Below are 14841 nucleotides of genomic sequence, written 5' to 3' on the forward strand. Positions count from 1 at the left end.
GCGGCGGCACCGGGGCGGGAGCGGGGGCGGCCGGGGCGGCGAACGCGGGCGGCGGGCCGGATTGGGCGGGCGGGGCGAAGCCGGGGGCGGCGCCGGACTGCGGCTGCTGCTGCGGCTGCGGCTGCTGCTGCGGCTGCGGCTGCGGCTGCTGCTGCGGCTGCTGCGGTGCGGCGGGCGCCTCCTCCTCCACCACCTCGCCGCCGAAGTTCTTCAGCAGCGCCTCCAGACCGCCGTCGAAGCCCTGCCCGACGGCGGCGAACCGCCACACGTCCTTGAAGTACAGGTCACCGAGCATCACGGCCCGCTCGGTGGAGAACTCCGAGCCGTTGAACGAGTAGCGCGCGACCTCCTCGCCACCGGCCACGATGCGCAGGTAACCGGGGCTCACCTGGGACATCTGCCCGGCGCCGTCGACGGTCGCGGTGAAGGACAGCTTGCGGATGTGGGAGGGAATCCGGTCCAGGGTCACCCGGAACGACTCGGTGTCGCCCGACTGGCTGCCCAGCAGCTGGATGGATTCCTCCGGGGACTTCGGCTGGTTGAAGAAGACGAAGTACCGGTCGTCGGAGAGACGCTCGTCGGCGTCCAGACCGAAGCAGCTGATGTCGAAGGTCAGTCCGGGGCCGGTGATCTGCACGCCTACGTACAGATCCGTGCCCGCCGTGAGGTCACTGATCCTGGCCTTGTGGCCGCGTTGGAATTCCCTGGCCATGCGTTACGACCGTCCCCCATCCCGAATGCGAGTGCGTCGCGCCAGGCTAACGGCAAACCCCGACATCGGACGCAGCCGGTACAGACCCGGTACACAACCGCGTCCCGGGACGGACGTACGGCGCCCGGCTCACTCCTCGCGGGCCCCGGGCACCTGCGGCAGCCGGTCGGCGGCCACCACGCCCTCCAGGTAGCCGCGGGCCCGCTCGGTGCGCGGGTAGGACTCCAGCAGCCGCCAGAAGCCGGGCCCGTGACCGGGCACCAGCAGATGCGCCAGCTCATGGCAGAGCACGTAGTCGACGACGTACTCCGGCATGCCCTGCAGCCGGTGCGAGAGCCGGATGCTGCCTTCGGCCGGCGTGCACGAGCCCCAGCGGGTGTTCTGGTTGGTGACCCAGCGCACCGAGGCGGGGCGGGCCCGGCCCCCGAAGTACTGCTCCGAGAGGCGCGCGGCCCGCTCGGTCAGCTCGGCATCGCCCAGCTTCCGTCTGCTCTCCTGGGCGGCGAGCTTGTCGAGCATGACGGTCACCCAGCGCTGCTCCTCCGCCTCGGACATCCGGGCGGGGATGAGCACGACGGTGCGATCGCCCTCGCGGTACGCGGAGACGGTACGGCGGCGCCGGGTACTCCTGCGGACCTCGATCGCGCTCGCCCCCGAGCCGCTCGGCGGCTGGCTCGTCGTGCTGCGCTGTGGCTTTCCGGCGCGGTGCAGGGGGTCGGCGGGCACGCCCCGACGTTACCCGCTGCACAGCGCAGAAGTCCCGGCTCCGGGGCGGTTCGATGCCGAGACCCCACCGTACGTCTGATTAGTACGACCGATATGTCGGACTGGCCCGGCCGACTTGTACGACGATCATCCCCTGCCTGTGGACAACGCCCCGCACCGCCCGCCGCGGCCCGGCATCCTGGCATCCACCGGCGGAGCCCGACCGACTCCACCCGCAAAGGAACAATCTCCCACTCGACCGACGTTTGACACCACTGGGGCAATTCATGGCAAACGGGGACCCGACATGCATCCGATGGTGAAACCCGCGCTGCGGCGCGGCTGGCGCGACCTCAACACCGTGCAGTTCGGCATGACTCCGGCGCACGCGATGACCCTCGGCCCGGTGGACACCGCCACGGGCGGTTTCCTGGACCTGCTCAACGGCACCCGCGGCCTTCCGCTGCTGCGCGAGGAGGGCCGCCGCATGGACCTGCCGGACGGCCACGTCGACACCCTGATCGACCGGTTGGCCCACGCCGGACTCCTCGACGACACCCGCGGCGGCGGCCCGGCGGCGGACACGCTGCGGAAGCGGACGGACGTCCTGGACCGGCTGCGCCCCGACCTCGCCACGCTGTCCCTGACCACCCCCGGACCCGGCGACGCGCTCGCCCGGCTGGCCGCCCGCCGCGCCCAGCGCGTCCAGGTCCGGGGCGCGGGACGGGTCGGCGCCCTGCTGGCCTCGGTGCTCTCCGCCGCGGGCGTCGGCGAGGTCGACGTGCGCGACGCGGGACGTGTCGAACCGTGGGACGTGGCCCCGGGCGGCCTGCCCGCCGAGTCGCTCCACGAGCGCCGGGACGAGGCGGCCCGGGCGGCGGTCCGCCGCGCGGCCCCCGACCGCCGCGCCCGCCGTACCCGCCCCGCCCCGTCCTCCGGCGCCGAGGACTCCCCCGGCTCCTCCCGCTCACCCGCGGAGGCTCCCGGACTCTCCCTGGTGATCCTCACTCCCCGGGACGACGTCGCGGTGCACGCGCCGGACCCCTTCTCCGCCGCACCGCTCGTGACCTCCGGCATCCCCCACCTGTACGCGGGCGTCGTGGAGGCGACCGGCGTCGTCGGGCCCCTCGTCCTGCCCGGCGAGACCGGCTGCGCCGGCTGCCTGGACCAGGGCCGCACGGACCGGGACCCGGTCTGGCCCCGCCTGGTCGCCCAGTGGCGGTCCGGCAGGGCCCGCCGGGCCGGGGCCTGCGACGTGGCGCTCGCCACGGCCGTCGCGGGACTAGCCGCCGCGCACGCCCTCGCCTTCCTCGACGGCGAATCACCGTCCGGCACGGGCACCCGCTGGGAGGCCTCCCTACCCGGCCTGACCTGGCATTCCCGTCCCGTGTGGCCTCATCCGGCATGTGCATGCGGGGCCGCGGAGGCAGCCGAGGGGGAGCACTCCTCCGGGAACGGGGAACCGCGCGCGACAATGGCGGTGCAAGGGCCGCGGACCCCGCGACGACGCGAGACAGGCGCGGCGCGGCCGACAGGGACTTGGAGGGCGCATGTCTGATCTTCCCCGGAAGGCGGTCACCCGGACCGCCAAGCTCGCCGCGCTCCCGCTCGGCTTCGCAGGCCGGGCCACCTGGGGGCTGGGCAAGCGGATCGTGGGCGAGTCCGCGGAGATCGTCGGCCGGGAGCTGCAACAGCGCACGGCGGAGCAGCTCTTCAAGGTGCTCGGTGAGCTCAAGGGCGGCGCCATGAAGTTCGGGCAGGCACTGTCCGTCTTCGAGTCGGCGCTGCCCGAGGAGGTCGCCGGCCCCTACCGCGCGGCGCTGACCAAGCTCCAGGAAGCGGCGCCCCCCATGCCGACCCGCACGGTCCACGCGGTGCTGGAGGAGCGGCTGGGAGCGGACTGGCGCGACCTCTTCGAGGAGTTCGAGGACAAGCCGGCGGCCGCGGCCTCCATCGGCCAGGTCCACCGGGCCGTGTGGCACGACGGCCGCGAGGTCGCCGTCAAGGTGCAGTACCCGGGTGCCGGCGAGGCACTGCTGTCCGACCTGAACCAACTCAGCCGCTTCGCCCGGCTGCTGGGCCCGCTCATTCCCGGCATGGACATCAAGCCGCTGATCGCGGAGATGCGGGACCGCGTCTCCGAGGAGCTGGACTACGCCCTGGAGGCCGAGGCCCAGGCCGCGCACGCGGAGGAGTTCGCCGACGACCCGGACGTCGTGGTCCCGGCCGTGGTGCACCAGTGCGACCAGGTCCTGGTCACGGAGTGGATCGACGGCATCCCGCTCTCCGAGATCATCACCGACGGCACCCAGGAGCAGCGCGACCGCGCCGGACAGCTGCTGGCCCGCTTCCTCTTCTCGGGGCCGGCGCGCACCGGCCTGCTGCACGCCGACCCGCACCCCGGCAACTTCCGGCTGCTGCCGGGGGACCCGGAGGACGAGGGCGACTGGCGGCTCGGCGTCCTGGACTTCGGCACGGTCGACCGGCTCCCGGGTGGTCTGCCGGCGCCGATCGGCATCTCGCTGCGGATGACCCTGGACGGCGAGGCGGAGACGGTCTACGAGCTGCTGTGCGAGGAGGGTTTCGTCAAGGAGTCCATAGAGCTGGACCCCGACGCCGTCCTCGACTACCTGCTGCCGATCATCGAGCCGGCCCGGGTCGAGTCGTTCACCTTCACCCGCTCGTGGATGCGCAGCCAGGCCGCCCGTATCGCCGACCCGCGCTCCCCCGCGTACCAGCTGGGCAAGCAGCTCAACCTGCCGCCGGCCTACCTGTTGATACACCGGGTGACGCTCAGCACCATCGGCGTGCTCTGTCAGCTGGGGGCCACGGTCCGGCTGCGCGACGAACTCGAGGACTGGCTGCCCGGCTTCGCGACCGAGGACGAGTTCGTCGAAGAGGGGCCGGACGAGGAAGGTCCGGTCGAGGAGGAGCGGGCTGCGGAGGCGTGATCACAACGCACCGCGGGGGCCGGTCCGTTCGGACGGACCGGCCCCCGCGGGGAGTCTTCGCCTCCCTGGGCCGGGAGGCCACCGCTTCTCAGGTGTGATCGTTACTGCATGACGGCCATGGCGAGCGCCCGGCGGGCGCGCATCGAGGCGCGCTCCGCCCTGCGCTGCATACGGCGGGCGGTCGCCAGGCGGATGGCCCGGCGTTCCTGCTCGGCCTCATGCAGGCGCTCGTGCATATGCGCACGGGCCAGGGCTTCTGGAATGAGTTGCATCTCTCGGGTCCTGTTCTGGCGCGAACCGGTCGCGCCGCTGGTGGTGCCGAAGTCTGTGGTCGCGGAGCCTGCGGGCTCGCTGGTGGACGGCTTCATCGGGGCCTGCTTCTTGGGGTCGTGCGTGAGGGGGCGGTCGATCGTTCCTGCGGTGTTCATGCCGTGACCGGGTTCTTCCGCGGGCGGCCACGGGGCCGCTTCCGGGCGACGACGACGCCCTGGACGAACAGCTCGCCACCCCAGACGCCCCAGGGCTCACGCCGCTCCTTGGCGCCGGCGAGGCAGGCCTCCATCAGCGGGCAGGTGCGGCAGAGGGACTTGGCGTACTCGACGTCGGCCGGCGACTCGGCGAAGAAGACCTCCGGGTCGTAGGAGCGGCAGGGGACGGGTACGCCGAGGTTCTCGATGGCGTCGTCGAGCGCGGTGAGCGCGGTGAGGGGGGTCAAGGTGGAGTCCTCCGTGAGGCCGGGCGGGGGGATCGTTCGTGAAGGCGGTACGGACGGGGCGTGCGCTTCGAGTTGCACGGTTGGTTTTCCTCGTCTGGTCGTTCCGGCCGGTTGACCGGGGGCGGCTTGGTACCGGGTTCTTTTCTTGTCCCGAGGCCCCTTCGGTCTGTCGTGCCCGTTGGGGCAAACAGAAGGGCCGCGGATCCCGGATGGGGTTCCGCGGCCCTGAAGGCGCCGGCCTGATCTGCGATCAGGCTGGATCACTCCAGGGTTCTGGCCCACGGAAGGCCCACATCAGGTGGTGCTGCGTCGTCTGCTTCCGGAATCCGGCACCGGCCGCGAAGGCATAGGCATGTGCCTGTGCCTCTACCGCTTCCAGTGCCTTGGTCGGTCGCTCATTGCGCTCACGGACGGGAAGACCCGCCAGAGACACGGAGGACGCCGGACGGACGGCACGAATGCCGGACAGACCGGTGCCCTGGTTCGAGGCGCCGAGCATGCACGTGGAGACGGTCGGGCGATCGGTCATTTTGGCCGCGCTGATGAAGCTGGTGTTGATGCTGATCACTGGACTCGCCTCCTCTCGGCGTCTTGGGGGACTGGGGTGAGCCAGTCCGTTCGGATATGCAAGTACAACACGGAATCGGCGCCTTCGAGAAGGCCGCCGTTTCCGTGCCTAGAACCTATGGGGATCGCTGGGGCATGCGCAAACTATTTTTTCGACGAGTTGGCGTCAGTCTTCCTCGTCGTCCTGCACGACGTCCTGGCCTGCGCAGATGGCCAGAATGTCGGCGCCGTGGCGTTGCAGCTTGCGGCTGAGGACGCCGGGGATGCGGGAGAGCTCGGTGGTGGTGCCGGGCTGGGCTTCGGCGATGGCCATCAGGGTCCGGTCGGTGAAGACGCAGAAGTCCGGCTGCCCGCTCCGCCGCGCCTGGACGGCGCGCCAGGAACGGAGCCGTTCGTAGAGTCCTTCGTCCATGTCGGAGGGGCAGTCCTCACAGCGCATCAGCTTCATCTCGCCGGCGTCGGTGAGGCTGCGGCCGCAGACGCGGCAGCGGGCGGGGGTGCGCTGTCTGCGGCGGGGGGCGGCGGTGGCCGGTGCGAGGGTGCCGCGTTCGACGCCTCCGGCGGCCGCGGGTCCGGTGCGGCCCGCGGTGGTGGCGGAGCCGGGGCGCAGGCCGTCGAGGAAGGGGCTCGGCCTGCGGTTGGGGCGGCCGCCGGGGGCGCGGGACAGGGACCAGGAGAGATGGAGCCGTTCCCTGGCCCGGGTGACGCCGACGTAGAGGAGCCGGCGTTCTTCCTCGATCTGTTCGTCCGTCCTGGCGTAGGTGATGGGCATCATGCCGTCGGCGACGCCGACGAGGAAGACGACGTCCCATTCGAGGCCCTTGGCGGCGTGCAGGGAGGCGAGAGTGACGCCCTGGACGGTGGGGGCGTGCTGGGCGTTGGCCCGCTCGTCGAGTTCCGCCACGAGGTCGCCGAGGGTGGCTCGGGGGTGGGCGGCCGCGAAGTCGTGGGCGAGGTTGACGAGGGCGGCCAGGGATTCCCAGCGTTCCCGGGCGGCGCCGGAGCCGGCGGGTGGCTCGGTGGTCCAGCCTTCTCCGGAGAGCACGGCGCGTACCTGTGAGGGCAGGTCGACGACGTCGTCGAGGAGGGAGTCGTTGCCGCCGAAGCGGGCCGCGCCGCGCAGGGCGATGCCCGCCTTGCGGACCTCGGGACGGTCGAAGAAGCGTTCGGCGCCGCGGAGCTGGTAGGGGACCCCGACGTCGGCGAGGGCCTGCTCGTAGGTCTCGGACTGGGAGTTGGTGCGGAAGAGGATGGCGATCTCGGCGGCGGGGGTGCCGGCGTCGATGAGTTCGCGGATGCGGCGGGCGGCGCCTTCGGCCTCGGCGGGTTCGTCGGTGTACTCGGTGTAGACGGGGTCCGGACCGGGCGGGCGCTGGGAGACGAGTTCCAGCCGGTGGTCGGCGGCGCGGCCGCTGGCCTGGGTGAGCAGGCCGTTGGCGAGGCGGACGACCTGGGGGGTGGAGCGGTAGTCGCGGACCAGTTTGACGACGGTGGCGCCCGGGTGGCGGGCGCGGAAGTCGAGGAGGTGGTCGGGCGTTGCTCCGGTGAACGAGTAGATGGTCTGGCTGGCGTCGCCGACGACGCACAGACTGTCGCGTTCGCCGAGCCACAGTTCGAGGAGCCGCTGCTGGAGCGGGCTGACGTCCTGGTACTCGTCGACGACGAAGTGCTGGTACTGGGCACGCACCTGGTCGGCGATGTCGTGGCGGTCCTGGAGGACGGCGACGGTGAGCAGCAGGACGTCCTCGAAGTCGATGACGGCGCGGTCGCGCTTGAGGTTCTCGTAGGCGGCGTAGAGGTGGGCGATCTCGGCGGGGTCGCGGGGAGTGTCCCGGCCGGCCTTCGCAGCCGCGTAGGGGTAGTCGGCGGGGACGGTCTGGGTGACCTTGGCCCATTCGATCTCGGCGGTGGTGTCGCGCAGCTCGCTGCGGTCGAGGCGGAGGTTGCGGGTGGCGGCGGCCTCGGCGACCAGCTGGACCTTGCGGTCGAGGAGCCGGGGCATGGAACCACCGACCGCTTTCGGCCAGAAGTACTGGAGCTGGCGGAGCGCGGCGGAGTGGAAGGTGCGGGCCTGGACGCCCTGGGCGCCGAGCTGGCGCAGGCGGCCGCGCATCTCGCCGGCGGCGCGGTTGGTGAAGGTGACGGCGAGGACGGTGGACGGCTGGAGGATGCCGGCGCGCACTCCGTAGGCGATGCGGTGGGTGATGGCGCGGGTCTTGCCGGTACCCGCTCCGGCCAGCACGCACACGGGGCCGTGCAGCGCGGTGGCGACCGCGCGCTGCTCGGGGTCGAGCCCTTCGAGCACCGCGTCGGCCGAGTCGGGGGCCTGCGGGAAGAGGGGGGAGTGCGTTGCTGGTGTCACATGGCCATGCTGCCAGGTCGTCCGGGACTGCTGCGCCGGTTGTCCACAGGCGGGGGCTTGCGGTCGTATTGACTGAGGTTCTCGTGGGGTGGGCGGCACGGCGGCGCCCGGAGGGCCGACAGGGACCCTGCGGCGCTTCCGATACCCCAGGAGGGAATGCCGGGGGTCCGGTCCGTGTTGTGCTGCCCGAACGACTTCCCCGAGCTGCCTGAGGAGCGCGAGAGACATGCAGGGCACTGTGACGATGTACAGCACGACTTGGTGTGGCTACTGCCGTCGGCTGAAGAGCCAGATGGACCGCGAGGGCATCGCGTACACCGAGATCAACATCGAGCAGGACCCGGAGTCCGCCGCCTTCGTCGAGAAGGCCAATGGCGGAAACCAGACGGTCCCGACCGTGCTGTTCGCCGACGGTTCGACGTTGACGAACCCGTCGCTGGCCCAGGTGAAGCAGAAGATCGCCGCGTAGGCGGGCCGGTCGGAGCTTGCGGAAGAGGCGGCTTCTGGGGCTGGGTGCCCCAGAGGCCGCTTTGTTGTGTCCTCTTCCGCGCCCTCTCCCGTCGGCTCCGGCTCAGATGACGCTTCTCGTCGGCAGGGGCCTGCCGTACCACTTCTCGATCAGGCGGGCGGCGATGGAGATGCCGTAGGGGGGCAGGACCTCGCCGGACTCGAAGGCCCCGTGCAGCTCCTCGCGGGAGAACCAGCGGGCCTCGTGGATCTCGTCGCCGTCGACGGTGATGTCGGTGGAGGTGGCGTGGGCCATGAAGCCCAGCATGAGGCTGGAGGGGAAGGGCCAGGGCTGGCTGGCCACGTACTCGACCGCGCCGACGATGACGCCGGCCTCCTCGAAGACCTCGCGGCGCACGGCGTGCTCGATGGACTCGCCGGGCTCGACGAAGCCGGCGAGGGTGGAGAAGCGGCCTTCGGGCCAGTGGACCTGGCGGCCGAGCAGGATGCGGTCGTCCTCGTCGGTGATGGCCATGATCACGGCGGGGTCGGTGCGCGGGTAGTGCTCGGCGCCGCACGCGGGGCAGCGGCGGATGTGGCCGGCCGCGGCGATGACGGTGCGCTCGCCGCAGCGGGAGCAGAAGCGGTGGGTGCGCTGCCAGTTCTCGAGGCCCACGGCGTGCACCATGAGGCCCGCGTCGCGCGGTGACAGCAGCAGTCCGGCCTCACGCAGGCCGGCGGGGCGCGCGGACTGGTCGATGCGGCCGGGCAGGGCGTCCTTCTGCAGCGCGAAGTAGCTGACGCCGTCGTCGTCGGTGCCGAGGAAGTACCGGTGTGCCTCGGTGAGCGGCGCCTCGAAGGACGGGGTCATGACGAGTTCGGTGCGGCCGTCGGGCGTCTCGTCGATGAGTACCTGGCCGCCGGAGACCACGAAGCAGCGGGTCGAGGGGTGGCTCCACGCCGCGGCGAGCCAGGCCTCGTCGAGCCGGTGGTGGGCGGCGCGGTCGATGCCGCTCGGGGCGGTCAGCGAGATGGGTCGGTCGGCGGTGTGGTCGGTCCGGATGGTCACGGGTGCTTCCAACTCCCCCAGTGGAACGGTTCGTCTGGTCGGGCGGTGCGGCGGGCGGTGGGGCGGGAGGGCAGCCGGGCGGGAGAAGGCGGTGCGGGGCGGGCGGTTGTCCCAGTGTGCCCCGCGCGTGGTGCCGTCCCGTCCGGCGTCCTCCGGTCAGGGGGCGTGGCGCCAGTTCTCGGCGAGGTCGCCCCACAGGTAGGCGCTGGTTTCGACGCCCTTGAGGAGGAGGTCGAGTTCGACCTTCTCGTTCGGGGCGTGCCAGCCGTCGGAGGGGACGGAGATGCCGAGGAAGAGCACGGGGGCGCCGAGGACTTCCTGGAGGTCGGCGGCGGGGCCGGAGCCGCCCTCGCGGGTGAAGCGGACCGAGCTCTGGAAGGCGCGGCCCATGGCGCGGGCCACGGACTGCAGCGCGGGGTGGTCGAGCGGGGTCAGGCAGGGGCGGGTGGCGGAGCCGAAGCTGATCTCGTGCGTGATGCCGGCGGGCAGCTGGCCGGCGGCCCAGGCGCGGACGGCCTTCTCGATGTGGTCGGGGTCCTGGCCGGCGACCAGCCGGAAGGACAGCTTGACCATGGCCGAGGACGGGATGATCGTCTTGCTGCCGGGGCCCTGGTAGCCGCCGCCGATGCCGTTGACCTCGGCGGTCGGGCGGGCCCAGATGCGCTCCAGGGTGGTGTGCCCGGCCTCGCCGTGGGTGGCGCGCGACTTGGCGGTGCGCAGCCACCGCTGCTCGTCGAAGGGCAGCTCGGCGAACAGCTCGCGTTCGCGGTCGGTCAGCTCGACGATGCCGTCGTAGAAGCCGGGGACGGCCACGCGCGCGTGCTCGTCGTGCAGGGCGGCCACCAGACGGGCGGCCGCGGTGGCGGGGTTGGGGACGGCACCGCCGAAGGAACCGGAGTGGATGTCCTGGTCGGGGCCGTGGAGGCGGATCTCGCACTCGGCGAGGCCGCGCATGCCGGTGCAGACGGTCGGGGTGTCCTCGGACCACATGCCGGTGTCGGAGACGATCACGGCGTCGGCGGTGAGCCGGTCGGCGTGCTCCTCGACGAGGGCCCGGAAGTGCGGGGAGCCGGACTCCTCCTCGCCCTCGATCAGCAGCTTCAGGTTGACCGCGGGGGCGGTGCGCCCGGTGGCGGCGAGGTGGGCGCGGACGCCGAGGGTGTGGAAGAACACCTGGCCCTTGTCGTCGGCCGCCCCGCGCGCGTAGAGGCGGTTGCCGCGTATGACGGGCTCGAAGGGGTCGCTGTCCCAGCCGTCCTCGCGGGCGGCGGGCTGGACGTCGTGGTGGCCGTAGACGAGGACCGTGGGTGCCTGGGGGTCACCCGAGGGCCACTCGGCGAACACGGCGGGTGCGCCCGCGGTCGGCCAGACCTCGGCGGTCGGGAAGCCGGTCTCCTTGAGCTTGGCGGCGAGCCAGTCGGCGCTGTCGCGTACGTCGGGACCGTGGTCGGGCTGGGCCGACACGGAGGGGATGCGCAGCCAGGCGGTGAGGTCGTCGAGGAAGGCGGCGCGGTGCCGGTCGATGTACGTGCGGACGGCGCTGTCCGGGGTCTGGCTCATGCTCACGAGCCTATCGGCCCGCACCGGCATCGCCGGCGGGCGGTTCGTCACACTTGGGAGGGTGATTCGTCACACTTGTGAGCCCCGGTGTGCCGTTTCGGTGTCGTCGGGGGCGTCTTCGGTGAGCAGCCGCTCCAGGGCGGCCCGGTCGGGCAGCCCCGCGGGACGGACGATTTCGCCGCCGCGTACGTAGAGGAACGCGGCGGTGACCGAGTGGAGCGGGACGCCCTGCTGTTCGGCCCAGGCCAGGCGGTAGACGGCGAGCTGGAGGGGGTCGGCGGCGCGGGTGCGGCTGGTCTTCCAGTCGACGATCTCGTAGGTGGCCGTCGGCCCGTCGCCGTTCCGGTAGACGGCGTCGATCCGGCCGCGGACGACCCGGCCGGCGAGCGTGAGCTGGAAGGGCGTCTCGATCCGGTACGGGGTGCGGTGGGCGTACTCGGTGCGCTCGAAGGCTTCCTTGAGTGCTTCGAGGTCGCGTTCGTCGGCGATCTCGGCGTCGGTGCCGGGCAGCTCGTCGGGCTCCAGCATGGGGAGCGTCAGTTCCTCGAAGCGTGCCTCCACCCAGGCGTGGAAGCGGGTGCCCCGACGTGCGGCGGGTTGCGGGGGGCGCGGCATGGGGCGCGCGAGTTCCTGCGCGAGCCCGTCCGGGTCCTCGGCCAGGCGCATCAGCTGGGACGCGGTGAGCGTGGCCGGCAGGGGTACGTCGGTGGTGCTCTGCCGGGCGCGCAGCAGCTCTCCGGTGAGGGCGTCGAGGTCGCGGTCCCAGGAGGCGATGGCGCGCGCCTCCTCGGGGGTGAGGGGCGAGGGGAGCCGGGGTGCCGGGCGGAGGGCGCGTGCGCCGGGGTGGGCGCGTCCGCCGCCGTCGGGGTGCGCGCCCGGGGAGGGCGCCTGGTGCGGGACGGTCGGGAGGCCGCCTTCGTACGAGTCGCCTACCGGGTCGCCGGACGGGTCGCTGTCGCGGGCGTCGCCGAACAGGTCACCGTCGCCGAACGGGTCGTCGCCGCGGGGAGCTTGCTCATACGCGTCTTCTCCGTACGGCTCGTCGTCGTACTGGTCGTCGGAGTACGGCTCGTCGTCGTAGGGGGATTCCTCGCCGTACGGCTCGTCGTCGTCCGTCGGCGCCGGCCAGTCCGGGTCGGCGAAGGCGGCCGGGTCGTGGGTGGCGGGCGCCGGGGCGTCCTGGTGGGCGGCGAGGGTGTCGAGGTGGGTGAGGACGGTCTCGGCCGCCGCGCGGCGGCGGGCGAGAGCCGCCTCGTCCAGGGGGAGCGGCCACACCTGGTCGGCGGTGGCCGTGTGCAGGGCCGGGTTCTCCTCGTCCTCGGCGGGCTCGTCGGCCCACGCCTCGATCTCGCCGTACCCGGCGGCGCAGTGGTCGTACAGGGCCTGGAGGAAGTCGGAGGGGCCGCGCGGCTTCTTCTGGCTGGGTCCCCACCAGTGACCGGAGCCGAGCAGGAGGGAGCGGGGGCGGGTGAAGGTGACGTAGCCGAGGCGCAGCTCCTCGGTGTGCTGGTGTTCCTTCATGGCCTCGTGGAAGGCCTTCATGCCGCGAGAGTCCCAGGAGTCGATGTCAGGGAGGGTGACGGTGTCGCCGCGCAGGGCGTGCGGCAGCACCTTGGCCTGCGCGGTCCACTTCTCGCGGCCCTGGGCGCTGGGGAAGGTGCCGGTCACCAGTCCGGGGACGGCGACGACGTCCCACTCCAGTCCCTTGGACTTGTGCGCGGTGAGCACCTTGACGGTGTTCTCGCCGCCGGGCAGGGCGTTGTCGAGGCCCTTCTCGTACTGGGCGGCGGTGCGCAGGAAACCGAGGAAGGCGAGAAGGGTGGCCTCGCCGTCGCCGGCGGCGAAGGAGGCGGCGATGTCGAGGAAGTTGGACAGGGTCTCGCGGCGGCGGGCGGCGAGCGCGTGCGGGGACGCCGACAGCTCGACCTCGAGGCCGGTGACGGCGAGGACGCGGTGCAGGACGTCCATGAGCGGATCGGCCAGGGAGCGGCGCAGGTCGCGCAGTTCGGCGGCGAGGCGGGCGAAGCGTACGCGCGCGTCCGGGGAGAACGGCAGTCCGTCGGCGTCGCCGTCGTCGTCGTTCAGGGGCGATTCGAGGAAGGTGTCCAGGGCGTCCGCGAGCGATATCACCTCGGACGGGTCGACTCCTTCGACGGCCTCGGCGAGCCGGCGGTCTGGGTCCTCGGCGTCGTCCACGCGCGCGTGGGCGACCAGCAGGCGGGCGCGGCGGCCGAGGAGGGCGAGGTCGCGGGGGCCGATGCGCCAGCGCGGGCCGGTCAGCAGGCGAACCAGGGAGGCGTTGGCCCCGGGGTCCTGGAGGACTTCGCAGACGGCGACGAGGTCGGCGATCTCGGGCAGGTGGAGCAGCCCGGAGAGGCCGACGACCTCCACGGGGATGTCGCGGGCGACGAGCGCGCCCTGGATCTCGGCGAAGTCGGTGGCCGTGCGGCACAGGACGGCGATCTCGGCGGGGGCGGTGCCGGTGCGTACGAGGTGGGCGAGGGAGTCGGCGATCCAGTCGATCTCCTCGGCGTGGGTGGGCAGCAGGGCGCAGCGGACCGTGCCGTCGCGTTCTGCACCGGGTGCGGGGCGCAGGGCTTCCACGCCGGCGTGCATGGCGCGCAGCGGCTCGGCGAGGCCGTTGGCGAGGTCGAGGAGGCGGCCGCCGCTGCGGCGGTTCTCGCTGAGCGACTGCCGGGTGGCGGGCCGGCCGTCGGTGCGGGCGAAGTGGTCGGGGAAGTCGTCCAGGTTGGCGACGGAGGCGCCGCGCCATCCGTAGATGGCCTGGCAGGGGTCGCCGACGGCGGTGACCGGGTGGCCGGTGCCGCCGCCGAAGAGGCCGGAGAGCAGGACGCGCTGGGCGACGGAGGTGTCCTGGTACTCGTCCAGGAGCACCACGCGGAACTCCTCGCGCATCTGCCGGCCCACTTCGGGGACGCCGGCGAGGTGGGCGGACAGGGCGATCTGGTCGCCGAAGTCGAGGAGGTCGCGCCGGCGTTTGGCGGTCCGGTAGCGCTCGACGAGGTCGGTGAGTTCGCGGCGGGCGGCGGCGGTGTCCGGGACCTTGCGCAGGTCGGCGTTGGTGAGCTTGGTGCTCTCCAGCGCGTGCAGCAGGTCCGCGTCCCAGGCGCGCAGCCGCGCCGGGTCCACGAGGTGTTCGGCGAGTTCGGAGTCGAGGGCGAGCAGGTCGCTGACCAGGTCGGCGAAGGAGCGGGTCAGGGCCGGGTAGGGGCCGGGGGCCTCGCGCAGGACGCGTGCGGCGAGCTGGTAGCGGGTGGCGTCGGCGAGGAGACGGGAGCTGGGTTCGAGACCGATGCGCAGGCCGTGGTCGGTCAGCAGCCGGCCGGCGAAGGCGTGGTAGGTCGAGATGACCGGCTCACCGGGCGGATTGTCCGGGTCGATGACGTCGGGGTCGGTGACGCCGGCCTTGATCAGGGCCTTGCGGACGCGTTCGGCGAGCTCACCGGCCGCCTTGTTGGTGAAGGTCAGGCCGAGGACCTGTTCGGGGGCGACCTGCCCGGTGCCGACCAGCCAGACGACCCGGGCGGCCATGACGGTGGTCTTGCCCGACCCGGCTCCGGCCACGATGACCTGCGGGGCGGGCGGCGCGACGATGCAGGCCGTCTGCTCCGGGGTGAAGGGGATGCCGAGGAGCTCTTTGAGCTGCTCGGGGTCGCTGATACGGGCGGGCATGTCGTCACAGGCTAGTGGCGGGCACTGACAGTCGGGCACGGCTGGACCGGTCGGGGCGGC

At 72.6% G+C, this 14841-nt stretch carries 12 protein-coding genes; 3 read left to right on the forward strand and 9 right to left on the reverse strand.

Annotated elements, in window-relative coordinates; translation table 11 throughout:
- Positions 1-712, reverse strand: a 712-nt coding sequence (locus PV343_RS36075; RefSeq protein WP_319151263.1) for a TerD family protein, incomplete at its 3' end; no start/stop codon positions are given.
- A gap of 129 nt (positions 713-841) precedes the next feature.
- Entirely contained in the window at positions 842-1438 is a 597-nt protein-coding gene (locus PV343_RS36080) for a M48 family metallopeptidase (protein WP_133920210.1), read from the reverse strand.
- Positions 1439-1724: 286 nt separating this feature from the next.
- Here PV343_RS36080 and PV343_RS36085 point away from each other — a divergent pair, with 286 nt between their 5' ends.
- Both PV343_RS36085 and PV343_RS36090 read left to right on the forward strand, forming a co-directional pair.
- The gene (locus PV343_RS36085) at positions 1725-2975 is read left to right on the forward strand and encodes a TOMM precursor leader peptide-binding protein (protein ID WP_319151264.1); all 1251 of its coding nucleotides are present in this window, start codon (positions 1725-1727) and stop codon (positions 2973-2975) included.
- A complete protein-coding gene (locus PV343_RS36090; protein WP_319151265.1) occupies positions 2968-4368 on the forward strand; it encodes an ABC1 kinase family protein in 1401 nt (466 codons plus the stop codon). The genes PV343_RS36085 and PV343_RS36090 overlap by 8 nt, the downstream gene beginning before the upstream one ends.
- Before the next feature lie 101 nt (positions 4369-4469).
- Here PV343_RS36090 and PV343_RS36095 read toward each other — a convergent pair whose 3' ends face one another.
- The 4 genes from PV343_RS36095 to PV343_RS36110 form a co-directional block, all read right to left on the reverse strand.
- Positions 4470-4796: a hypothetical protein gene (locus tag PV343_RS36095; RefSeq protein ID WP_319151266.1), complete on the reverse strand. Its 327-nt coding sequence runs from the start codon at positions 4794-4796 to the stop codon at positions 4470-4472.
- Positions 4793-5161, reverse strand: a complete 369-nt coding sequence (locus PV343_RS36100) for a WhiB family transcriptional regulator (RefSeq protein WP_043476390.1) — start codon at positions 5159-5161, stop codon at positions 4793-4795. Before PV343_RS36100 ends, PV343_RS36095 begins: the two co-directional genes overlap by 4 nt.
- A gap of 172 nt (positions 5162-5333) precedes the next feature.
- The gene (locus tag PV343_RS36105; RefSeq protein ID WP_078614792.1) at positions 5334-5651 is read right to left on the reverse strand and encodes a hypothetical protein; all 318 of its coding nucleotides are present in this window, start codon (positions 5649-5651) and stop codon (positions 5334-5336) included.
- Between the two features lie 165 nt (positions 5652-5816).
- The gene (locus PV343_RS36110; protein ID WP_319151267.1) at positions 5817-8012 is read right to left on the reverse strand and encodes an ATP-dependent DNA helicase UvrD2; all 2196 of its coding nucleotides are present in this window, start codon (positions 8010-8012) and stop codon (positions 5817-5819) included.
- Positions 8013-8238: 226 nt separating this feature from the next.
- On the opposite strand from PV343_RS36110, the gene PV343_RS36115 reads away from it, so the two are divergent.
- Positions 8239-8481, forward strand: coding sequence for a mycoredoxin (locus PV343_RS36115; RefSeq protein ID WP_133920204.1), 243 nt, complete (start codon positions 8239-8241; stop codon positions 8479-8481).
- Positions 8482-8583: 102 nt separating this feature from the next.
- Here PV343_RS36115 and nudC read toward each other — a convergent pair whose 3' ends face one another.
- From nudC to PV343_RS36130, 3 genes are all read right to left on the reverse strand, one after another.
- Complete coding sequence (gene nudC / locus PV343_RS36120) at positions 8584-9528, reverse strand: NAD(+) diphosphatase (RefSeq protein ID WP_319151268.1); 945 nt, start codon at positions 9526-9528, stop codon at positions 8584-8586.
- Between the two features lie 156 nt (positions 9529-9684).
- Positions 9685-11088: a dipeptidase gene (locus PV343_RS36125; protein ID WP_319151269.1), complete on the reverse strand. Its 1404-nt coding sequence runs from the start codon at positions 11086-11088 to the stop codon at positions 9685-9687.
- A gap of 69 nt (positions 11089-11157) precedes the next feature.
- Entirely contained in the window at positions 11158-14781 is a 3624-nt protein-coding gene (locus PV343_RS36130; RefSeq protein ID WP_319151270.1) for a UvrD-helicase domain-containing protein, read from the reverse strand.
- Between the last annotated feature and the right edge of the window lie 60 nt (positions 14782-14841).

It is taken from the genome of Streptomyces sp. WI03-4A (genome assembly GCF_033792105.1).
GTDB classification, from domain to species: domain Bacteria; phylum Actinomycetota; class Actinomycetes; order Streptomycetales; family Streptomycetaceae; genus Streptomyces; species Streptomyces collinus_A.